Origin of the sequence: Phenylobacterium sp. (assembly GCF_004799515.1) — a bacterium.
GTDB lineage: Bacteria > Pseudomonadota > Alphaproteobacteria > Caulobacterales > Caulobacteraceae > Phenylobacterium.
The window spans coordinates 126,728-147,511 of the sequence record NZ_SSMX01000030.1 but is presented as its reverse complement, the minus strand read 5'-3'; the positions used below and the strand labels follow the sequence as shown (position 1 = coordinate 147,511).

The 20,784-nt window shown below is 69.8% G+C and carries 24 protein-coding genes; 10 read left to right on the top strand and 14 right to left on the bottom strand.

Going from position 1 to position 20,784, the window contains the following annotated elements; genetic code table 11:
- Positions 1 to 14 precede the first annotated feature (14 nt).
- The 3 genes from E8A49_RS13915 (at position 15) to E8A49_RS13905 (ending at position 3,318) form a co-directional block, all read left to right on the top strand.
- Positions 15 to 1,313, top strand: a complete 1,299-nt coding sequence (locus E8A49_RS13915; protein ID WP_293382235.1) for a hypothetical protein — start codon at positions 15 to 17, stop codon at positions 1,311 to 1,313.
- Positions 1,314 to 1,407: 94 nt separating this feature from the next.
- Positions 1,408 to 2,103, top strand: a complete 696-nt coding sequence (locus E8A49_RS13910) for a hypothetical protein (protein WP_293382232.1) — start codon at positions 1,408 to 1,410, stop codon at positions 2,101 to 2,103.
- Between the two features lie 72 nt (positions 2,104 to 2,175).
- Positions 2,176 to 3,318 (top strand): acyl-CoA dehydrogenase family protein, encoded by a 1,143-nt coding sequence (locus E8A49_RS13905; protein WP_293382229.1) that lies wholly within the window; start codon positions 2,176 to 2,178, stop codon positions 3,316 to 3,318.
- A gap of 6 nt (positions 3,319 to 3,324) precedes the next feature.
- Here the strand turns inward: E8A49_RS13905 and E8A49_RS13900 are convergent, their stop codons facing one another.
- Together E8A49_RS13900 and E8A49_RS13895 are read right to left on the bottom strand one after the other, a co-directional pair.
- Positions 3,325 to 3,639: a hypothetical protein gene (locus E8A49_RS13900; protein ID WP_293382226.1), complete on the bottom strand. Its 315-nt coding sequence runs from the start codon at positions 3,637 to 3,639 to the stop codon at positions 3,325 to 3,327.
- Positions 3,636 to 4,916 carry an amidohydrolase family protein gene (locus E8A49_RS13895; RefSeq protein WP_293382223.1) on the bottom strand — a complete coding sequence of 427 codons (1,281 nt, stop codon included), beginning with the start codon at positions 4,914 to 4,916 and terminating at the stop codon, positions 3,636 to 3,638. The genes E8A49_RS13900 and E8A49_RS13895 overlap by 4 nt, the downstream gene beginning before the upstream one ends.
- A 114-nt stretch (positions 4,917 to 5,030) precedes the next feature.
- On the opposite strand from E8A49_RS13895, the gene argB reads away from it, so the two are divergent.
- Genes argB through E8A49_RS13870 form a run of 5 tightly spaced genes read left to right on the top strand, consistent with a single transcriptional unit; the run spans position 5,031 to position 9,787 of the window.
- Entirely contained in the window at positions 5,031 to 5,939 is a 909-nt protein-coding gene (gene argB, locus E8A49_RS13890) for an acetylglutamate kinase (protein ID WP_293382220.1), read from the top strand.
- Positions 5,936 to 6,622: a pyrimidine 5'-nucleotidase gene (locus E8A49_RS13885; protein ID WP_293382217.1), complete on the top strand. Its 687-nt coding sequence runs from the start codon at positions 5,936 to 5,938 to the stop codon at positions 6,620 to 6,622. Before argB ends, E8A49_RS13885 begins: the two co-directional genes overlap by 4 nt.
- Complete coding sequence (gene dapD, locus E8A49_RS13880) at positions 6,623 to 7,459, top strand: 2,3,4,5-tetrahydropyridine-2,6-dicarboxylate N-succinyltransferase (RefSeq protein ID WP_293382214.1); 837 nt, start codon at positions 6,623 to 6,625, stop codon at positions 7,457 to 7,459.
- 1 nt (position 7,460) lies between these two features.
- Complete coding sequence (locus tag E8A49_RS13875) at positions 7,461 to 8,495, top strand: sulfotransferase (protein ID WP_293382211.1); 1,035 nt, start codon at positions 7,461 to 7,463, stop codon at positions 8,493 to 8,495.
- Entirely contained in the window at positions 8,492 to 9,787 is a 1,296-nt protein-coding gene (locus tag E8A49_RS13870) for a hypothetical protein (protein ID WP_293382208.1), read from the top strand. The genes E8A49_RS13875 and E8A49_RS13870 overlap by 4 nt, the downstream gene beginning before the upstream one ends.
- A 14-nt stretch (positions 9,788 to 9,801) precedes the next feature.
- Here E8A49_RS13870 and E8A49_RS13865 read toward each other — a convergent pair whose 3' ends face one another.
- The 6 genes from E8A49_RS13865 to E8A49_RS13840 form a co-directional block, all read right to left on the bottom strand.
- On the bottom strand, positions 9,802 to 10,728 hold the full coding sequence (locus tag E8A49_RS13865) for a hypothetical protein (protein WP_293382205.1): 927 nt from the start codon (positions 10,726 to 10,728) through the stop codon (positions 9,802 to 9,804).
- Positions 10,725 to 11,504 (bottom strand): crotonobetainyl-CoA--carnitine CoA-transferase, encoded by a 780-nt coding sequence (locus E8A49_RS13860; RefSeq protein WP_293382202.1) that lies wholly within the window; start codon positions 11,502 to 11,504, stop codon positions 10,725 to 10,727. Before E8A49_RS13860 ends, E8A49_RS13865 begins: the two co-directional genes overlap by 4 nt.
- Positions 11,505 to 11,621: 117 nt before the next feature.
- Positions 11,622 to 12,398 carry a methyltransferase gene (locus E8A49_RS13855; RefSeq protein WP_293382199.1) on the bottom strand — a complete coding sequence of 259 codons (777 nt, stop codon included), beginning with the start codon at positions 12,396 to 12,398 and terminating at the stop codon, positions 11,622 to 11,624.
- Positions 12,399 to 12,485: 87 nt separating this feature from the next.
- Positions 12,486 to 13,583, bottom strand: coding sequence for a DegT/DnrJ/EryC1/StrS aminotransferase family protein (locus E8A49_RS13850; RefSeq protein ID WP_293382196.1), 1,098 nt, complete (start codon positions 13,581 to 13,583; stop codon positions 12,486 to 12,488).
- Positions 13,580 to 14,017, bottom strand: coding sequence for an FdtA/QdtA family cupin domain-containing protein (locus E8A49_RS13845; protein ID WP_293382193.1), 438 nt, complete (start codon positions 14,015 to 14,017; stop codon positions 13,580 to 13,582). Before E8A49_RS13845 ends, E8A49_RS13850 begins: the two co-directional genes overlap by 4 nt.
- Positions 14,017 to 14,490 (bottom strand): cupin domain-containing protein, encoded by a 474-nt coding sequence (locus tag E8A49_RS13840; protein WP_293382190.1) that lies wholly within the window; start codon positions 14,488 to 14,490, stop codon positions 14,017 to 14,019. The genes E8A49_RS13845 and E8A49_RS13840 overlap by 1 nt, the downstream gene beginning before the upstream one ends.
- A gap of 41 nt (positions 14,491 to 14,531) precedes the next feature.
- Here E8A49_RS13840 and dapE point away from each other — a divergent pair, with 41 nt between their 5' ends.
- A complete protein-coding gene (gene dapE / locus E8A49_RS13835; RefSeq protein WP_293382187.1) occupies positions 14,532 to 15,695 on the top strand; it encodes a succinyl-diaminopimelate desuccinylase in 1,164 nt (387 codons plus the stop codon).
- Positions 15,696 to 15,728: 33 nt separating this feature from the next.
- Here dapE and truA read toward each other — a convergent pair whose 3' ends face one another.
- Together truA and fmt are read right to left on the bottom strand one after the other, a co-directional pair.
- On the bottom strand, positions 15,729 to 16,475 hold the full coding sequence (truA, locus tag E8A49_RS13830) for a tRNA pseudouridine(38-40) synthase TruA (RefSeq protein WP_293382184.1): 747 nt from the start codon (positions 16,473 to 16,475) through the stop codon (positions 15,729 to 15,731).
- Positions 16,475 to 17,401, bottom strand: coding sequence for a methionyl-tRNA formyltransferase (gene fmt, locus E8A49_RS13825; protein ID WP_293382181.1), 927 nt, complete (start codon positions 17,399 to 17,401; stop codon positions 16,475 to 16,477). Before fmt ends, truA begins: the two co-directional genes overlap by 1 nt.
- Before the next feature lie 114 nt (positions 17,402 to 17,515).
- Here fmt and E8A49_RS13820 point away from each other — a divergent pair, with 114 nt between their 5' ends.
- The gene (locus E8A49_RS13820; RefSeq protein ID WP_293382178.1) at positions 17,516 to 17,866 is read left to right on the top strand and encodes a cell surface protein; all 351 of its coding nucleotides are present in this window, start codon (positions 17,516 to 17,518) and stop codon (positions 17,864 to 17,866) included.
- Positions 17,867 to 17,903: 37 nt separating this feature from the next.
- Here E8A49_RS13820 and E8A49_RS13815 read toward each other — a convergent pair whose 3' ends face one another.
- The 4 genes from E8A49_RS13815 to E8A49_RS13800 all read right to left on the bottom strand — a co-directional run bounded on the left by E8A49_RS13815 (position 17,904) and on the right by E8A49_RS13800 (position 20,784).
- On the bottom strand, positions 17,904 to 18,413 hold the full coding sequence (locus E8A49_RS13815; protein ID WP_293382175.1) for a peptide deformylase: 510 nt from the start codon (positions 18,411 to 18,413) through the stop codon (positions 17,904 to 17,906).
- 61 nt (positions 18,414 to 18,474) lie between these two features.
- A complete protein-coding gene (locus E8A49_RS13810) occupies positions 18,475 to 19,692 on the bottom strand; it encodes a DNA recombination protein RmuC (protein ID WP_293382172.1) in 1,218 nt (405 codons plus the stop codon).
- Between the two features lie 167 nt (positions 19,693 to 19,859).
- Positions 19,860 to 20,462 (bottom strand): recombination mediator RecR, encoded by a 603-nt coding sequence (gene recR / locus E8A49_RS13805; RefSeq protein ID WP_293382169.1) that lies wholly within the window; start codon positions 20,460 to 20,462, stop codon positions 19,860 to 19,862.
- A 1-nt stretch (position 20,463) separates the two neighbouring features.
- Positions 20,464 to 20,784 carry a YbaB/EbfC family nucleoid-associated protein gene (locus E8A49_RS13800; protein WP_293382166.1) on the bottom strand — a complete coding sequence of 107 codons (321 nt, stop codon included), beginning with the start codon at positions 20,782 to 20,784 and terminating at the stop codon, positions 20,464 to 20,466.

Sequence of the window (20,784 nt, the reverse complement as noted above, 5' to 3'; positions counted from 1 at the left end):
GAGAGACCGCCCGCATGTTCGGCGCAGACCGCCCCGAAACCGACGGCCAACGGCTGAGGGCGCAGGGCGACCGCCTCGGGCTGGAGGGCCGCTACGACGAGATGCTCGCCCTGGCCGATGACCTGCTGAAGACCCGGCCGCACATGGGCGAGGCCTGGCTGCTCCGCGGCGACGCCCTGAAAGGCCAGGACCGGCTTGAGGCGGCGCTCGAGGCCTACGGGAAGGCCATTGCAAGCCCGCAGACCGCCTTCGACGCCCACTACGGCCGCGCCCTGGCGTTCGACGACCTTGGGCGCCTCGATGAGGCGTCCATGGCCTTCGAGGCGGCGCTGGCCCTGCGGCCCGACGCGCCGCTCCCGCGCTTCGGCCTGGCCCTCCTCAGGCTGTATCGGCGGGCGTTCGCGGCCGGCTGGGATGACTATGAGGACCGCTGGCGCTCGGAGGTCTTCGTCGCGGGCTGCCGTGGCGTGGTCCCGGCGGGCATGGCTCCGCTGCTGGCCACCCGCGTCACGCCGGCGGACCTCGCCGGCCGCCGGGTCCTCGTGATCGGCGAGCAGGGCGTCGGCGACGAGCTGATGTTCTCCAGCATGATCCCAGACCTCGCCAGGATCGCCGCCAGCGTCGTCTGCGTCACCGAACCGCGCTTGGTGCGCCTGCTGAGCGCGTCCTTCGACAATGTCACGGTGACGGACCCCAGCGGCGGCAGCGTCGACGCGGACATCGCGATCGCCATGGGCAGCCTGGGCGGCGCGTTCCGGCGCGAGGCCGCGGATTTTCCGGGCGCGGCCTATCTGCGGCCCCGGCCCGAGGTGCGCGCCCGCTGGGCCGAACGGCTGGGCCCGCGCCGCACCCGCCTGCGCGTGGGAATATCCTGGCGCGGCGGCACGGCGGGCACGGGCCAGCACAGCCGCTCCCTGACCCTCGATCAATTGGCGCCGGTGCTCGACCGAGGCGATTGCGAGTTCGTCAACCTGCAGTACGGCGATGTGGGCCAGGAGGTCGCCGCCGCGAACGCCGGCCGCGCCAACCCGATCCGTCTGTTTCCGCGCGCCGAGATCGACGATTTCGAGGACCTGGCCGGCCTCGTGGCCAATCTCGACGCCGTGGTTTCGGTGCAGACCTCCCTTGTCCACCTGGCCGGCGCGCTGGGGCAGACCACGTTCGCCCTGCTGCCGCACCGCGCGAACTGGCGCTACACCGCGAGTGGCGAGACCATGCCGTGGTACGGGTCCGTCCGCCTTATCCGCCAGGCCGAGCCCGGCGCCTGGGCCCAGGTCGTCGCCCAGGCGGCGGCAGCTCTGGACAGCCTTTGACCGTCCATCGCGAACCTGTCTTATTGCCCCCGCCTAGCCGGAGCCATGGGACTTGGATGACGTGACCGCGGACGCCCCGCGCCCTGAACCTGACGTGTCCCCGCCGCCCGTCCTCGATATCTGCATCGGCTACGACAGCCACGAGGTCGTGGCCTACCACGTGCTGTGCCAGAGCATCGTGGAGCACAGCTCGCGGCCCGTCCGCTTCACGCCGCTCAACCTGGCCAGCCTGAAGCCGGTGTTCGACCGCGCGCCGGTGGGCGTTCAGTCGACGGAATTCTCCTTCTCCAGGTTCCTGACGCCCTATCTCGCCGGGTACGCCGGGTGGTCGCTGTTCATGGACTGCGACATGCTCATGCGCGGCGACGTGGCCGAGCTGTTCGCCCTGGCCGACGAGCAGTTCGCGGTGATGGTCTGCCAGCACGACTATGCGCCCCGAGACGAGGTGAAGTTCCTCGACCGCGTGCAGACCCGCTACGCCAAGAAGAACTGGTCAAGCGTCATGCTGCTCAACAACGCCCGTTGCCGCGCGCTAACGCCCAGCTATGTGCAGACTGCCTCCGGCCTCGACCTGCACCAGTTCCGCTGGCTCGCCGATGAGGCCGAGATCGGCGCCCTGCCGTTGGAATGGAACTGGCTGGTGGGCGAGTACGACTACAGCCCCGGCGCCCGCCTGGCGCACTTCACCCGCGGCGGTCCCTATTTCGCCGGCTATGAGGACAGCGACTACGCCGACGAGTGGCGCGCGACGCTGGCCCGCACCGCCGCGGCGACCGGCCGCAAGACCTGACGCGACACGGGCGAAGGCGGCTAGCCGGACCCCGCGTCATCCGGCTAAGACCCCGCGCAAGACGAGGACCTCATGCTCACCACCGACACCCGCACCGTCTACGACGAAGACCTCAACCTGTTCCGCGACCAGGTCCGCAAGTTCTTCGACAAGGCCCTGATCCCCAACCTCGACCGCTGGGAAGAGGACGGCGTGGTCGACCGCGGCTTCTGGCTGGCGGCCGGCGAGGCGGGCATCCTCTGCCCGCAGGTCCCGGCGGAGTACGGCGGCCTGGGCCTCGACTACCGCTTCAACGCCGTGATCGGCGAGGAGCTCTCATACGCGGGCTCCAGCGCCGGCATCACGCTGCAGTCCGACATCGTCGTCGACTACATCATCAACTACGGCTCCGAGGAGCAGAAGCAGCGCTGGCTCCCGGGCATGGTCTCCGGCGAGGTGATCACCGCCATCGCCATGACAGAGCCGGGCGCGGGGTCCGACCTGCAGGGCGTGCGCACCACCGCCGTGCGCGACGGCAACCACTACGTCGTCAACGGGTCGAAGACCTACATCACCAACGGCCAGAGCGCCGACGTCATCGTGGTGGTGGCCAAGACCGACCCGACCCTGGGGTCGAAGGGCATCTCGCTGATCCTGGTGGAGGCCGACCGGTCCGGCTTCAAGCGCGGCCGCAACCTCGACAAGGTGGGCCAGAACTCCGCCGACACCTCGGAGCTGTTCTTCGAGGACGTGCGCGTGCCGATCACCAACGCCCTGGGCGAGGAAGGCAAGGGCTTCGCCTACCTGATGAACCAGCTGCCGCAGGAGCGGCTGCAGATCGCCATCGCCGCCCAGGCCGGCGCCCAGCGCGCCTTCGACGAGGCGGTGAAGTTCACCAAGGAGCGCAAGGCGTTCAAGCAGACGGTCTTCGACTTCCAGAACACCCGCTTCACGCTCGCGGGCCTGAAAGCCAAGCTGCAGGCCGGCTGGGCGCACCTGGACTGGGCCATGGCCCGGCACCTGGAGCGGAAGCTCACCGCCGCCGAAGCCAGCGCCGCCAAGCTCTTCCACACCGAGCTGCAATGGGAAGTCTGCGACGCGGCCCTGCAGTTGCACGGCGGCGCCGGCTACATGAACGAGTACCCCATCGCCCGCCTGTGGCGCGACGCCCGCGTCCAGCGCATCTACGGCGGCACGTCCGAGATCATGAAGGAAGTCGTCGCCCGCTCGATCTGAGGGCCGTCAGAGCACGAAGCCGCGCAGGCCGCCGCTCAGCGCGATCGCCGCGGCCCACGCGCCTGCAACGGCGATCCAGCTTGCGCGCCATCGCGCCTGGCCGGCCGCGCGCCAGGCGATCAGCAGGGCGACGCAGACGGCGATGACCCGCGCGGCGTCGCGCGCCAGATAGGCCCAGCCCATCAGCGGCGCGGAGTCGTCGGCCTGGGTCGCTAAGGTGGTGAAGACCATCAACTGGTTGGCGCTCAGGAAGGCCACCCAGGCCGGGAGCAGGCTCGCCAGCGTCAGGAAGGCATAGGCGAGCCCGCGCCCTCGGCTCACCGCTTCACCACCACCTCGCCGCCCTTCATCACGAACACCGGCCGCTCCAGCACGGTGACGTCGGCGAGCGGGTCGCCGGTCACCCCTACTAGGTCGCCGTAGTGGCCGGGCGTCGCCTGGCCCACGTCCTTCACCCGGTCCAGCGCCTGGGCGGCGGTAAGCGTCGCGGTCTGGATCGCCTGCAGCGGCGTCGCGCCATAGCGCACCATCACCGCGAACTGCTTGGCGTTGGTCCCGTGCGGATAGATGCCGGCGTCGGTGGAGAAGATCATCTTCACCCCCGCCTTCAGGGCCTTCTTGAAGTTCTGCCGCTGGATCTCGCCGATGTCCCGGTCCTTCTGCAGGTTCTCCTCCAGGACGCCGTTCTTCTTGCCCTCGGCCTGGGTGTAGTCGGTGTTGTAGATGTCCATGCCGAAGTAGCTGCCGTGCTGCAGGGCGAGCTTGATGCCCTCGTCGTCCACCAGGCTGGCGTGCTCGATGGTGTCGACCCCGCCCAGGATGGCGGCCTTGATGCCGTCGGCGCCGTGGGCGTGGGCGGCGACCTTCATCCCGGCGCGGTGGGCCTCGTCCACCATGGCCTTGATCTCTTCCAGGCTGAGCTGCTGGGCGCCGGGCGTGTCGCCGTGGCTGAAGACGCCGCCGGTGGCGCAGATCTTGATCACCTCGGCGCCGTACTTGTGCATCTCGCGCACCCGCCGGCGGCCCTCGTCGGGGCTGTCGATCACCGCGTCGCCCTTCTGGTGCATCGACGGCGGGAAGGAATTCGAGTCGCAGTGGCCGCCGGTCGAGCCGATGGCGTAGCCGGCCGGCACGATCCGCGGGCCTGGGATGAAGCCGGCGTCGATCGCCTGCTTCAGGCCCACGTCCTCGAAGTTGCGCGAGCCCACGTTGCGCACCGTCGTGAAGCCCGCCTCGACGGTCGCCTTGGCGTGGGTGGTGGCCAGGATCGGCCAGAAGCTGTCGGTGTACTGCAGGTGGTTGTAGCCGCCGAACAGTGGCGACGACGTCAGGTGCACATGCATGTCGATCAGGCCGGGCAGCAAGGTCACCCCCGGCAGGTCGATCCGCTCGGCGCCCGCCGGGACCGCCTCGCCCTGATGCTCGACCGCGCTGATCCGCCCATCGACGATCACCACCAGCGGCTTTTCCACGTACTTGCCGGTGGCCACGTCCAGCAGCCGGTCGGCGCTGACCGCCACGGTCTTCGCCTGAACGCCCGTCGCCGCCGCCAGCGCGCAACCCGCCAGCGCCGCCGCCACGATCCTTGTCATCCGCATGCGTCCCTCCCCGCCCGATCGGCCAAGGCTTAGCATGGCCCGGCGAAGGTGACAGGGGGCGCGCCGTCCGCTATCGGAGCCCTCCGAACCGTCAGGCCCAGACAAGGCGCGCCCGTGACCGACGATGCTCAAGGATGGGCGACCGCCAGGACCCTGGCCGAGGCCCTGCCCTACATCCAGCGCTATGACCGCGAGACCGTGGTCATCAAGTACGGCGGCCACGCCATGGGGGAGGAACAGGTCGCCAAGCAGTTCGCCGCCGATGCGGTGCTGCTGAAGATGCTGGGCCTGCATCCGGTGATCGTGCACGGCGGCGGGCCGCAGATCAGCGCCATGCTGGAGCGCGCGGGCGTGAAGTCGACCTTTATCGATGGCCTTCGGGTCACCGACGCGCCCACCATGGAGGTGGCCGAGATGGTCCTCTCCGGCGCGATCAACAAGGAGATCGCCAACTGGATCACGCTGGCCGGCGCCGAGGCCGACGTGCGCGGCGTGGGCCTGTCGGGCAAGGACGCCCGGCTGATCACCGTGGAGAAGGCGGTCCGCACCAAGAAGGACCCCGACAGCCGCATCGAACGCGAGGTCGACCTGGGCTTCGTGGGCGAACCCAAGCGCGTCGACCCCAAGCTGATCGAGGCGCTGATCTACGCCGACGAGGACTATATCCCGGTGATCGCGCCCATCGGCGTGGCCGAGGACGGCCAGACCTACAACATCAACGCCGACACCGTGGCCGGCGCGCTCGCCGGGGCGCTGAACGCCAAGCGCATGCTGCTGCTCACCGACGTGGCCGGCGTGCTCGACGCCAAGGGCGAGCTGGTGCGCCAGATGACCATCTCCGAGGCGCGCATGGCCATCGTCGACGGCGTCGCCACCGGCGGCATGATCCCCAAGCTGGAGACCGCCATCGCCGCCGTCGAGCAGGGCGTCGAGGCCGTGGTCATCCTGGACGGGCGCAAGCCGCACGCCATGCTGGTCGAGCTGTTCACCGAGCACGGGGCGGGCACGCTGATCAGCGAATGAGCGAGCCCCCAAACAACCCGGGCCAAGCCGACCTCACCCACATCGACACCTGGCTCTTCGACCTCGACAACACCCTCTATCCGATGGAGTCGGGGTTCATGGGGCAGATCGAGGGCCGCATGACCGACTACGTCCAGAAGGTCACCGGCCTGGCCCGCGAGGACGCCTACCGGCTGCAGAAGCAGTATCTGGCCGACTACGGCCTGACGCTGGGCGGGCTGATGGCGCACCACGGGGTCGACCCCGCCGAGTTCCACGCCATCTTCCACGACCTGTCGCTGGAGAGCCTGGCGCGCGACCCGCGGCTGGTGGCGGCCCTGGAGCGGCTGCCGGGACGGCGGCTGATCTTCACCAACGCCGACGAGACCCACGCGCGCCGGGTGCTGGGGCGCTTGGGCCTGTCGCACCTGTTCGACGAGGTCTTCCACATCGGCTCGGCCAACTATCTGCCGAAGCCCGCGCCGGAGACCTTCGTGCGGATGAACGCCCTGCACGAGATCGACCCCGCCAAGGCGGCCTTCTTCGAAGACCGCGCCGACAATTTGAAGCCCGCCTTCGACCTGGGCATGACCACGGTTCTGGTGGGGCCGCACGCGCCGGCGTCAGACGCCCCCTTCGTGCGCTACAAGACCGACAACCTGGCGGCCTTCCTGGAGGACGCCCTTCTGGACGAGGCCGCCTGAATGAACGACCACGCCGAGCTTGAGCGCGTCATCGAAGCCGCCTGGGCCGAGCGCGAGGCGGTCAACCAGGCCACCACCGGCCCGGTGCGCGACGCGGTGCTGGAGACCCTCGAGCGGCTGGACGCCGGGGCCCTCAGGGTCGCCGAACGCCAGGCCGACGGCGCCTGGGTCACCCACCAATGGGCCAAGCAGGCGATCCTGCTCTACTTCCGCCTGACGCCAAACCATCTGGTCGAGGCCGACGCGCCCGGCCCCTACTGGGACAAGATCCCGCTGAAGTGCGCCGGCTGGGACGCCGCAACGTTCGAGGCTGCGGGCTTTCGCGCCCTGCCCGGCACGATCATCCGCAAGGGCAGCTTCATCGCCAAGGGCGCGGTCCTGACGCCCTCCTTCGTCAACATCGGCGCTTATGTGGACGAAGGGACCATGGTCGACACCTGGGCTACGGTCGGCTCCTGCGCTCAGATCGGCAAGCACTGCCACCTCTCCGGCGGCGTCGGCATCGGCGGCGTCCTGGAGCCCCTGCAGGCCAACCCGACCATCATCGAGGACAACTGCTTCATCGGCGCCCGCTCGGAAGTGGCCGAGGGCGTCATCGTGCGCGAGGGCAGCGTGATCTCCATGGGCGTCTACCTGACCTCGACCACCCCCATCGTCGACCGCAAGACCGGCGCGGTGACCACTGGCGAGGTGCCGCCCTATTCGGTGATCATGTCCGGCTCGCGCCCGAACCCCCACGACCCGACCCTGCCCGCCACCTACTGCGCGGTGATCATGAAGACTGTCGACGAGCGCACGCGGTCGAAAACCAGCATCAACGAGCTGCTCAGGGACTGAGATGGCGCCCAGCGCGGACGAGCCAGGCCCGATCTTCATCGGTGGAACCGGCCGGTCCGGAACCTCGGTGATGGGCAGCCTGCTGGACTCCCATCCGCAGATCGTCCTGCCGGCCCACGAGAACAAGCTGATCGTCGAGGCCGGCGGCCTGAAGGACCTCGTCGACCGGCTGAGCGGCCGGTTCGACATGAAGCGGCGCCACTATGCGGTGGCCGACTTCCTGCGGTGGGCCCGGAAGCTGCGCAGCTTCGGCTTCCGCGATCCGGCGCTGAACGCTCAGGTCACGGCCCTTCGGACCGACAAGGGGATGAACTTCCAGCAGGCCAGCGAAGCCGTCGCCCGGGCGAACCCGGCGGCCGACCTCAGCATCCACGCCATCGGCCAGGGCTTTGGGCTCGAGCACTACGACGGCTGCGCCAACCGGTTCCTCCGCAAGGTCTGCGGCACGGTCATCGAGGATGGCCTGGTCGACACCGAGGGGCTGATCAAGCCTTTCATCTTCCCGGACATCACCGGCCGCGACGCGCTCCTGCGGGAATGCCGGGTGTTCCTGGACGAGCTCTACGCGGAGCCCATGCGCCGGGCGCAGGCCTCGCGCTGGTGCGACGACACCCCGAGCAACTGGCTCTATTTCGACTTCCTGCACGAACTCTACCCCGGCATGCGGTTCATCCACATGATCCGCGACCCCCGCGATGTGGTGGGATCCTACGTCAAGCAGGTCTGGGCGCCCTCCGATCCGCGCGTCGTCGTGGCGATGTTCAAGGCCCAGTTCGCGGCCTATGAGGCCATCAAACGCCACGTGCCGTCGGCGAACCTCAAAGAGGTCCGGATGGAGGACATCTCGTCCCACAAGGCGGAGACCCTCGGCGGGATCGCGGACTTCCTGGGTGTGGAAAAACGCTTCAACGGCGACCTGTTCTTCAACGAGCGGGCCCATTCCGGAGGTTATGAGGAGAGCCTGGGCAAGCCGGTTGTCCAGCTCATCGAGACCGAACTCGGCGGCTGGATGCGGGAGCACGGGTACCTCGCGTGACTCCGCAGACGGACGACCTCGATTTCCGGCTGCCTGTGCTCGCCCAGGCCCTGGTGGAGGCGAAGACCCTCGACGCCCTGGAGGCCGCGCTCAGCCAGGTCTCGCGGCTCACCCCGCGCATCCGCGATGGAGAGAACTTCGGCCGCCGCCTCTTCACCCGCGGGCTGGACGCGGGCCTGGCGCGGGTCTCGCGCGCCCTGCAGATGCAGGCCGAGCCGCTCGCGAAGTCCAACGACAACCTCGTCATCGTCGCCAGCCAGTTCTACAGCACCGGCGGCCACACCCGGGTGGCGGCCGATATCGTCCGTGGCCTCGGCCCAGACCGCCAGCCGCTGCTGGTGATGACCAACATGGGCGACGGCGGGCTCGCCTACCGCGACCAGATCGCCGGCGCGCGCCTGACCACGCCCATGGGCGAGCGCGCCCAGCTGATCCTCGGCGCGCGCACCTACGCCGAGAAGGCGATCGAGCTCTTCCAAGTCCTGCAGGCCGTGCGCCCGACCCGCATCATCCTGATGTGCCACCCCTTCGACGCCCCAGCGATCGTCGGCTGCTGGCCGTTCCGCGACATCGTCGAGTTCGCACACCACGCCGACCACGTGCCGGCGCTGGGCGCCTCCATGGCCTGGTCGGCGCACGTGGACCTGACCTACAGCTGCTATGGCGCCTGCCGAGGCGCGGGTGTGAACCCCGTCTACGCCGGCATGACCTCGACGGTTACCGAAGCGCCGCCTCATATCCCTGAATCCGGCCGTCTGCGGATGGCGACCTGCGGCGACCAGCGGAAATACGTCGGCGAAGGCCGCTTCCGCTGGGCCGACTGGGCGGTGGCGGCGTTACGCGCGCCGGGCGCGGAGATGCGGCACATCGGCGTGATGGCCCCCGACTTCCAGCAGGACGTGCACAAAGCGCTCGCGGGCGCCGGGATCGACCCCGCCCGCTATGTGTTCGCCGGCCTCGCCCCCAGTCTGCCCGCCGATCTCCTAGAGCACGGGATCGATCTCTACGTGAGCAGCTATCCCTTCAACGGCGGCAAGGCGAACCTGGAAGCGATGTTGCTCGGGCTGCCCTTGGTGGCCCCGGAAGATCCGGACCTTCCGCCCCTGCTGCGCTTCAGCCTGCCGCTTCCGGGTTGGGTCCACGTCTCCGACCCGGAGGCGTTTCCGGCGGCGGCGGCGGAGGCGCTCGCCCTGGCCCCGTCGCTGCAATCGAGGGATCAGGTCAACCGGCGCGAACGCGAGATCGGACGCTTCGCCAGATGGGTCGCGGGCGAGGCCCTGGAAGGCGCCTAGTCGTCGCAGGCGACTCACGTCGGTCCAAAGCGGTAGGTCCGTTTGCTGGTGGCGCGGCACCCCAGCCCTTCCTTGAAGCCGATGAGGCCTGGATTCGGCGCGGACTCATCGGTCGAGACGCCCAGGTCCAGCACACCGCCCCGGACGGATCGCTCGGCCACAAGCCCTTCGGCCAACAGCATTATGGGCGATTCCCGGCGGCTCTCGGTAGATTCCCCCCAGTAGAAGACATAGGTCCAGGCGGCGGTCAGCTCCAGGCAGATAGCGCCCGCCATCGCCCGGCCGTCGCGCTCGACGATGGCGAAGCCGGCGCGCTCCGGAAACGCCGCGGCCAGGGCGCGCACTTGGGGCCAGGTCATGGTCATGGGATAGCCGCGCGCCATGCGGTTCGCGGCGATCACCGCATAGGCCCGCTCGCCGTCTTCGAGGGACAACCGCACGAAGGCGGCGCCCGATCGCTTCAGGCGGCGGATTTCCTTCTGCTTGGTCTCGCCCAGTCCGGCCAGAACATCGCGCCCGACCGGGACGTCAAGGTGGTAGTTGAGGTCGACCTGGGCGAGCCGCCATCCTCCGCGGAAAAGCGCGTTCTCCACCGCCGCCGATCCGCGGTCGGCGAAGCCGTCGGGGGCGAGGCGCAACACCGCTCGCAGCCCCTGGGCGTGAAGCCAGGCGCTGGCAGCCTCCACAGCGGCGGCGGCGGCCTGGGTCCCGCAGCCCGGCGCCGCCGCGACGCCGCCGAAGGCTCCGGTGATCGGAGACGTCCACATCCCGTCCTTCCCCGCGAACGTGAGGCTCGCCATGGGCTCGCCACGGCCGCCGAGAGCGGTGAAGACCTCCAGGGCCTTGCCTTGCGCGCCGGCCTGGTAGGACAGGAATTCCGGGTCGACGAACAGATGGCCGCCCAGCGCAGGCGGCGCCTGGCTGTGGACGACCTCGATCACTCGATCACGATGTACGATGACTGGCCGGAGTGCAGCGCAGACCGGCGGATGGCGTAACGGTCCAGCCCCCAGGCTTCGCGCAGCGCTTCGGTCTCACCGGGCGCAAGGGTGCTGTTGAGCTCGTCGAACGCGACGATGGAGCCCTTGGTCAGGTAGGGCCGGATGGCCTCCAGGCCCGCCTTGGTCGGCGCATAGAGGTCCAGGTCGAAGTGAGCCAGGGCGACGACCGTGCCGGGATTGGCGGCGAAGTATGCCGGCAGGGTCTCGCTCACGTCACCCTGCACAAGCTGCGTGCGCTCAAGATTCGGCAGAGGGTCGAGCCCCCGCCGATCGGTCAACAGCCCTTTCAGGCTGTCGAGATAGCCCTGGGTCAGCGCCAGGCCCTGCTCGACCATCATGCCATGGCCGCCGTCCTTGACGTCCACCGACGGAAACCCCTCGAAGGTGTCGAAACCGATCACCAGCCGCGAAATGTTGAACGGCTCATAGATCGTGCGGAAGGCCTCGAAGGCGGCGATGTCGCGCCCCCAACGCACGCCGAACTGCATAACCACGCCATGCACCGGCAGGATCTGACGATAGAGTTCGTTCATGTAGAGCAAGCGCTTCATGGCCCGAACCGTCTGAAACAGCTGGACGTTTTCACCCAGTTCCTCGTCGGGGATCGACGCGGAACGGATGCGCTGGCCCAGCGTCCTTTCGGCCGATTGCAGATCCTTGGAGACGATGGTGTCCAGGATCGCCTGATAGGCTTCGTTGATGGCGGCGTCAGTCACGCGGGACGGCCCATTGTTTCGATGGGCCTAACTGAACGGGGAGAACTACGGGTTCAAGCGGAATCCCGGCTTGGCCGCCGATCAGCGAGACGAAGGGAGGGGCGAGCAGCGGCGGCGTCAGGGCCTCAGGATCAAGAGGTCTTCCCGCCGGTTCGACAAGGGCAAATCGTCCGGTTGCGGCGTGACATACGCGTCGAACCCCGCCGCGCGCGCGCGCATCATCAGGCCCAGCACCATGGCGTCGTCTATGCGGTCCGCCAGCAATCCGAAGACTTGCGGCTCGGGATCGGAATCGGTGCGCATATAGGCGCGGTGAAAGGCTCGTCCCGCCGCGCTAGAGAGGAATCGCCGAAGCTTGGACGCGTTGGGAATGTCGCCGATCAGCAGCCGCCCGCCGGGCCGCAAGCCCCGAAGCGCGCCGTCGAGGAAGGCGAAGGGGTTATCGTCGAGGATCACAATCTGCAGGACGCTGTAGATCAGGATCGCATCGAAACCGTCGCCGACCTCTTCGTCCGTCAGCACCTGCGGAAACCGTCCGGCAAGTTTCGTCGCCGCCTCTGAGGTCGGCAGCTGGTCCAACATCTCGGCATGGTCGATCAACGTCACCTGTTGCCCGAGGGACTCGGCCGACGCGATCAACATCTTGGGCAAGGGGCCACAGCCGCATCCGACGTCCAGGACCCGGGCGTCCCGGCGGGCGAGCGCTGGAAGCTTGTAGACGATGTCGCGCCAGATCGCGTCCGCATAGCCTTCACGGAAGGCATCGGGGAAACCGATCCGCTCATGTTCGGAAAGGCTCGGATCGACCGCGAGCGCCCTGAACCGCTCGAAGTCCATCCGCGCAAAACGCTCCGTCTCGCGCCGACCGTCCACGGCTTCGGGGTCTGCTGTCACGTCCTCTATCCGCGGCTCATGGCGCAAAGCTCTTGTGGGAGTACAGGGACGCCCTCCCAGCGGCAACACCCGCAGGACCTGCGCCGGTTAGGCGGCCTCACGGATCGCTTTCGCCACCACCGCAGCATCCGCCTCGTCCATCCCCGGCCAGAACGGCAGGGAGAGCACCTCCTCGGCCAGGCGCTCGGCCAGCGGGAAGTCGCCCTTGCGGAAACCCAGGTCCGCGAAGGCGCCCTGTAGGTGGCAGGGGATCGGATAGTGGATCAGGGTCTCGACGCCGGCGGCCTTAAGCCCGGCCTGCAGCGCATCGCGCCGCGGCGAGCGCACCACGTAGAGGTGGTAGGCCGGATCGGCCCACTTGGCCGCATAGGGGAGCGTCAGGTCGGGCGCGCCGGCCAGGGCGCGGCCATAGTCCGCCGCCAGCGCCCGCCGCTGGCCGATCTGGACGTCCAGCCGTGCCAGGCGCACCCGCAGGAAGGCCGCCTGCAGCTCGTCCAGCCGCGAGTTCACCCCGGCGACCTCATGGCGGTACTTCTCCGAGGAGCCGTAGTTGCGCAAGCTTCGCAGCCGTTCGGCCAGGGCCGGATCGTCGGTGGTCACGCAGCCCCCATCGCCCAGGGCGCCCAGGGTCTTGGTCGGGTAGAAGCTGAAGGCGGTGGCGTGGGCCAGGCCGCCGGTGCGCCGTCCGCGGTAGGTCGCCCCGTGGCTCTGGGCGGCGTCCTCCAGCACGAACAGGCCGTGCTTCGCGGCCAGCGCCATCAGCGGGTCCATGTCGGCCGGATGGCCGTAGAGCGACACCGGGACGATCGCCTTGGTGCGGGCGGTGACCGCCGCCGCCGCGCCGGCCGGGTCGAGCGTGTAGGTCTTCGGGTCGACTTCCACGGGCGCGGGACGCGCGCCCACCGCCGCCGCCGCCAGCCAGGTCGCGGCGAAGGTGTGGGACGGCACGATCACCTCGTCGCCGGGGCCGACGCCCGCGGCGCGCAGGGCCAGCACCAGGGCGTCCAGGCCGTTGCCGACGCCCACCGCATGGCCCGCCCCGCAGAAAGCCGCGAACTCCGCTTCGAAAGCCTCCAGTTCCGGCCCCAGGATCATCCAGCCGCTATCGGCCACCCGCGCCCAGGCCGCGTCCAGCTCGGCGCGCAGGCCGGGGTCGGAGAGGCCGAGGTCGTAGAACCGGATCACGTGGTCTCCGCCCCCGCCGCGGCCGCCCAGGGACGGGAGGCCAGGAAGTCGTCCATCTCGCGGTAGTAGTCGCCCTCGTCATAGCGCAGGGACGCCAGGGCGACGCAGAAGGCGCCGGAGGAGAAGTTGTCGATCTCCCGCCAAATCCCGGGACCGATGTAGAGGCCGCGGTTCGGCCGGTTCAGGGTCACCGTCTCCCAGGTCCGCCCGTCGAACAGCTTGACGTCGAAGCTGCCGGAGATGGGCAGCAGCAGCTGCTGCAGCGCCTTGTGCGCATGGCCGGCGCGCACCGAGCCCGAGGGCACGTCGTAGAGGTAGTAGACCCGGGCGATCTCGAAGGGCACATGCACCCCGCCCTCGGCGAACGACAGGTTGCCGCGCGGGTCGTGGATCACCGGCAGGTCGATGAACCGGGCGAGCGTGGACGACGGCATCAGCGCGGCTTGACCGGATAGGGCGTTCCGTCGCGGTGGTGATAGTCGTCGCTGCCCAGGGGCACGATCATGTCGATGTCGGGATAGTCGACCGGGTCCGCCCCGTCGGCGGACCGCGTGCCGACCTCCAGCAGGCGCGCGTCGCGGTCGGAGCGGTTGACCAGGTGGTGGCCGTTGGCGACGCCGGCCTTGAAGCCCGCGCAGTCGCCGGCCCGCAGCACCTGTTCGCCGCCGTCGTCCACCAGCACGACCTCGCCCTCGAGGATGTAGACGAACTCGTCCTCCGCCGCGTGCCAATGGCGCTGCGCCGACCAGGCGCCCGGCGGCAGGGTCAGGAGATTGACCCCGAACTGATCGAGGCCCACGGCGTTGCCCAGCCGCTGGCGCTGGCGTTCGCGGCAGGGCTCGTCATAGGGCGCGGGGTAGAGGGAGCCCTTGGCGAGCGGCACAGCCTCGATGTCGATCTTGGGCATGGGGTCCATCCGGTCTAAGAGCCCTCGTTATGACAGACGCGATGGCGAGGGCGAAAGTGATCGACGCGGTCGAGCTGACGAAGGCGCTGATCCGCGCGCCCTCGGTGACACCCGCCGACGCCGGCGCCATGGACATTGTGGAGCGCACCCTGGCCGGCCTGGGCTTCGCCTGCCAGCGCATGAAGTTCGGCGAGATCGAAAACCTCTACGCCCGCTACGGGACCGCCAACCCCAACCTCTGTTTCGCCGGCCATACCGACGTGGTGCCGGTGGGTGACGCCGCCGCCTGGAGCGAGGACGCCTTCGCCGCCCGCGTGGTCGATGGCGTGCTGGTGGGCCGCGGCGCCGTGGACATGAAGTCCGCCATCGCCGCCTTCGCCGCCGCCGCCGCCCAGGCGATCGAAGCCGGCCAGGTCACGGGCTCGCTCTCCTTCCTGATCACCGGCGACGAGGAGGGCGTGGCCACCCACGGCACCAAGATGGTGGTGGAAGCCCTGGAGGTCGATGACGAGACCCTGGACCACTGCGTGGTGGGCGAACCCACCTCCAGCGAAGCGTTCGGCGACATGATCAAGGTGGGCCGCCGCGGCTCGATCAACGCCGAGATCACCGTCACCGGCGTGCAGGGCCACGTGGCCTATCCGCACCGCGCGGCCAATCCGGTTCCGGTCCTGCTGCGGCTGCTGCTGCGGCTGCAGACGCGCAAGCTCGACGACGGCTATCCGGAGTTCCAGCCGTCGAACCTGGAGATCACCAGGATCGACGTGCCCAACGAGGCGACCAATGTCATCCCCGGCGTGGCCAGCGCCCGGCTCAACATCCGCTTCAACCCCAACCACAGCGGCGCCTCGCTCGCCGAGTGGATCGCCAGCGAGGCCGAGGCCGAGGGCCGCGACTTCTCGGGCTCGATCGCCGTCACCCCGCAGATCAGCGGCGAGGCCTTCCTGACCAAGCCCGGCCCCTTCACCGACCTGGTGGCCGCCGCCGTGCGCGACGTGGCGGGGCGCGATCCGGAACTCTCCACCTCCGGCGGCACTTCCGACGCCCGCTTCATCCGCGCGCTCTGCCCGGTGGTGGAGCTGGGCCTGGTCGGCAAGACCATGCACCAGGTCGACGAACGCGCGCCCGTCGCCGAGATCCTGCAACTGCAGGCGGTCTACGAGCGTCTGATCGCGCGGTATTTCGAGGCGTTCCCGGGAGAGTAGCGGCCTTCTCCCAAGGGAGAAAAGCCATCGCGCTCATTCCCCCTCGTAGCTCACCCCCGTCAGGTACAGCCCATCGGCCGGCGCCACAGGGCCGCAGGCCTTGCGGTCGGCGGCGTCGAGGGCGGCCTTGAAGTCGACGGCGGTCCAGCGGCCCTGGCCGACCTCGGCCAGCGAGCCGGTCATGGAGCGGACCTGGCGGTGCAGGAAGGAGCGGGCCTCGAACACCAGCACCACCTCCTCGCCGAGCCGTTCGACGGCGGCCACATCCAGGGTCTTCACCGGCGACTTCGCCTGGCAGGCGGCGTCGCGGAAGGTGGTGAAGTCGTGCTGGCCGACCAGGGCCTGGGCGGCGGCGTGCATCGCCTGGGCGTCCAGGGGCGCCTTCATGTGCCAGACGCGGCCGTGGTCCAGCCCGGGCGGGGCTGTGCGGTTGAGGATGCGGTAGCGGTAGCGCCGCTCGGTCGCTGAGAACCGCGCATGCCAGCCCTCCGCCGCGACCTCGGCCGCCAGCACCACGATGGGCTCGCCGCGCAGGTGGGCGTTCAGGGCGTTGCGCACGGTCTCTGCCGGCCAGTCCTTGTCGAGGTCGATCTGGGCGACCTGGCCGGTGGCGTGGACGCCGGTGTCGGTGCGCCCGGCCGCCGAAACCCGCACGGCCTGGCCGCAGAAGGCCGTCACAGCCCGCTCCAGCGAACCCTGTACCGTCGGTTGGTCCGCCTGGGCCTGAAAGCCGTTGTAGGGCCCGCCGTCGTATTCGATGAGGAGCCGGTAGCGCGGCATCAGCCGAGCTGGGTCCCGGCCGCGACCGGCGCGCCGTTCAGGAAGGTCTCGGCGTCCTGCGGCCCGCGCCCTTCGCGCTGCACCCGCAGGAGGCGCACCGCGCCCTCGCCGCAGGCCACCAGCAGGCGGTCGTCCAGCACCTGGCCCGGCGCGCCGTCGGCATCCTCGAAGGCCGAGAGCAGGGCCTTCATCCGCACCGGGCCCTTGTCGGTGGGCAGCAGGAACCAGGCGCCCGGCGAGGGCGACAGGCCGCGGATCTTCCAGTCCACCTGCCGGCCTGGCTTCGCCCAGTCGATCCGCGCCACCTTCGGGCCGATCTTCTTGGCGTAGGTGACGCCTTCCTCCGGCTGCGGGGTCTCGACCGCCTCGCCCGCCTCGATGTCGACCAGGGTGCGGGCGAACAGTTCGGCGCCCACCGCGGCCATGCGGTCGTACAGCGTCCCGGCGGTGTCCAGGGGGCCGATGCACAGGGTCTCGCTGGCCAGCACCGGCCCCTCATCCAGGCCCTCGGTCATGCGCATCACGTCGACACCTGTCAACGGGTCGCCGGCCATGATCGCCCGCTGGATCGGCGCCGCCCCGCGCCACCGGGGCAACAGGGAGCCGTGCAGGTTGAAGGACCCCAGCCGGGGCGCGTCCAGCACCGCGCCCGGCAGGATCTGGCCGAAGGCCACCACGCAGGCCGCGTCCAGCTCCAGCGCCTGGAAGGCCGCGATCTCGGCGGGGTCGCGCATGGAGGCGGGCGTGCGCACCATCAGGCCCTGTTCGTCCGCAAAGGCGTGCACCGGCGACGGCTTCAGCGTCTGGCCCCGGCCGCGCGGCGCCGGCGGCTGGGAGTAGACACAGGCGATCTCATGCCCCGCGGCGGCCAGCCGGCGCAGGACAGCGAGCGCGAAGTCAGGAGTCCCCAGGAAGGCGATGCGCATGGCGGCCGGTTCTACCTGTGGGGGAGGACCCGCGCAAAGGCCGAGCGACTGGGCTAAGGGGAACCGGCGGCAAAGCTTAACCGTTGGTTAACCAAGCCTGCCATGGAGCACCCGATGCGCAATTCCCACCTCGCTGTCATCCTGGGCGTCTGGTTGGCGCTCGCCGCCTGCTCGAAGTCCACCCAGGAGAAGACCGACGCCGACCTGAAGGCCGTCGGCCACGACACCGCGGCCGCCGTCAAGGACGTGGCCAACGCGCCCGCCGCCAAGGACCTCGGCGCCGACCTCAAGGCTGGCACCCAGGAAGCCGCCGCCAAGGCCAAGGTCGCCGCCGACGAAGCGGGCGACAAGCTGAAGGCCGGAACCGTCGAGGCCGGCGACAAGCTGAAGGCGGGCACGGACAAGGCCGCCGCCAAGACCGACGCCGCCGTCGACAAGGCCAAGGACAAGGTCGACCAGCACTGAGGAATTGTTCCCCTTCGGGGGAGGAACCTGGCGGAGCCTAAGCCGCCTTGGCCTGCTTCTTGACCTTCTTCACCGCCTGCTCGCGCTTCAGGCGCGAGAGGTGGTCGATGAACAGGACGCCTTCCAGGTGGTCCATCTCGTGCTGAATGCAGACGGCGAACAGGCCCTCGGCGTCCTCCTCGATCGTCTCGCCCTCGTAGTTCTGGTAGCGCAGCTTCACCCGCGCCGGGCGTTCGACCTCGTCGTAGATCTCCGGCACCGACAGGCAACCCTCCTCGTAGGGCGCGGTCTCTTCGGAGGCCCAGAGGATTTCGGGATTGACGAAGAAGCGCGGCGCCGGCTCCTCGTCCTGCTTGGCGATGTCCATGACGATGACGCGCTTGGGCACGCCGACCTGGATGGCGGCCAGGCCGATGCCGGGGGCCGCGTACATGGTCTCCAGCATGTCGTCCATCAGGGCGCGCAGCTCGTCGTCGACCACGTCGACGCGCGCCGAGACCTTCTTCAGGATCGGGTCAGGAACGATGAGGATCTCGCGCAGCGCCATGGGGCGCAATTAGGGGCGCGATACCCGAGCGTCAAGGTGGGCGAATGGCGCAGCTACGGCCTCAGGCGTCATCGCCCGCCACCAGCCGCACCTGCGGCGCCGGATCGCCTGACAGCTTGGCGAGCGGGCGTACGGCGGTGTCGAGCGGCTCCAGCACCTCGACCTTCTTGCCCTCGTGGTCGACCTTCAGCTCCTCGAAGCGGCGGGCCTGGGTCAGGACCTGGGTCTCCAGGCTGCCCACGAACTGGTTGTAGCGCGCCACCGCCGCCTCCAGCGCCTTGCCGACCGAGCCCGCGTGGGCGCCCATCACGGCGATGCGCTTGTAGAGCTCGCGGCCCAGCTCGGCGATCTTCTGGGCGTTGGCCGCCTGCTCCTCCGCCCGCCAGCCGTAGGCCACGGCCTTGCAGAGCGCGAAGAGCGTCGTCGGCGTGACGATCACCACCTTGCGGTCCATGGCCTCGGTCATCAGGTCGGGTGCGCGGTCCAGGGCGGCGGCGAGCGCGGAGTCCAGCGGCACGAACATGGCCACGAAGTCCGGCGAGTCCTGGAACTGGTCCCAGTAGGCCTTGGCCGACAGGCCGGCCACATGGCTGCGCACGCTCTGCACATGGCGCACGCCGCAGGCCTCGCGGCTCGCCTCGTCCGCCGCCTCCTGCAGCTCCAGGAAGGCGTTCAGCGAGCATTTGGCGTCGATCACGAAGACCCCGCCGCCGGGCAGGCGGATGATCACGTCGGGGCGTCGGCGGCCTTCCTCGGTGTCGGTGGAGGCCTGTTCCTGGAAGTCGTAGCGGTGCGTCAGGCCCGCGGCCTCCAGCACGTTGCGCAGGGTCTGCTCGCCCCAGCGCCCCTGGACGCCGGCCCCGCGGCGCAGGGCGGCGGAGAGCTTGCGCGCCTCGTCCTGGGTGGCCGTGGAGGCCAGCAGAAGGGCCGCGATCTGTTCCTTCAGGCCGCCGGTCTCCTCGGCGCGGACCTTCTCGACGGCGGCGACGTGCTCCTGGAACTTCTGCAGGCTCTCGGCGACCGGCTTCAGCTGCGCTTCCAGCCGAGCCTGCGCCAGTTGCTCGCGGTTGTGGACCGCCTCCTCGTTGCGCTTGAGGATCGCCTCGGCGACGCCGGTGGCCGACTGGGTCAGTTGGGCCCGCAGGAGTTCGCCCTGATCCTCCAGCGCCTGGGCGTGGGCCTCAGCCCGGATCGCCCGGTCCCGCTGCCGCAGGGCCCAGACGAAGGTTCCGGCGGCGGCCAGCGCAAGCACGACGGCGGCGATCAGATACCCGTTCATGTTGCGTTCTTAGCTTATCGAACGAGTCGCAACCACCCCCACGACCGTCGTCCTCCGGCCAGCCGCAGGCTGATCCGAGGGACCCAAGCTGAGTTGCAGGGGATGGCGAGCCGTTTGGGTCCTCCGGATCGCCTCTTCGGGCGACCGGAGGATGACGGGCTTTGTGGTTACGCCGGCCGCCGCGCCCGCATGGCCTGAGCGATGGTGCCGTCGTCGAGCCAGTCGAGTTCGCCGCCGACCGGCACGCCGCGGGCGAGCATGGTGACCGAGACCCCCGACGCCGCCAGGCGCTCAGCCAGGTAGTGGGCTGTCGTCTGACCATCGACGGTGGCCGGCAGGGCCAGCACCACCTCGCGCACCACCCCATCGGCGGCCCGCGCGGTCAGGCCGCCGACCCTGAGCGCCTCCGGCCCCACGCCGTCCAGCGCCGAGAGCAGGCCGCCCAGCACGTGATAGCGGCCGCGGAAGGCGGCGGCCCGCTCCATGGCCCAGAGCGCGCCCACCTCCTCGACCACGCAGATCAGGCTGGCGTCGCGGTGGTGGTCGGAACAGATGGCGCAGGGGTCCTGGGTGTCCAGCGACCCGCAGATTGTGCAGACCTTCACCCGCGCCGCCGCTTCGGAGAGCGCATCGGCGAGCGGGGTCAGGAGCTGGTCGCGGCGTTTCAGCAGCGCCAAGGCGGCGCGCCGGGCCGAGCGCGGGCCCAGGCCCGGCAGCTTGGCCAGCAGGCCGATCAGCCGCTCGATCTCGGGTCCGGCGGATTGGGCCAAGTCAGAACTTCGGCATGCCGGGCATGCCGGCCAGCGGCCCCGCGGCCTTCTGCATCAGCTCAGCCTGGCGCTGGTCGAGCTGGCGCTTGGCGTCGGCGTGGGCGGCGGTGACCAGGTCGCCCACCATGTCGGCCTCGCCGGGGACCATCAGGCTGTCGTCGATGTCGACGCGCTCGATCTGGCCGGTGCCCTTCAGGGTCACCTTGACCATGCCATCGCCGGCCTGGCCCAGCAGGATGAGCTGCTCCAGCTCCGCCTGCGCCTGGCCCAGCTTCTCCTGCATGGCCTGGGCCTGCTTCATCAGGGACGAAAGGTCTTTCAC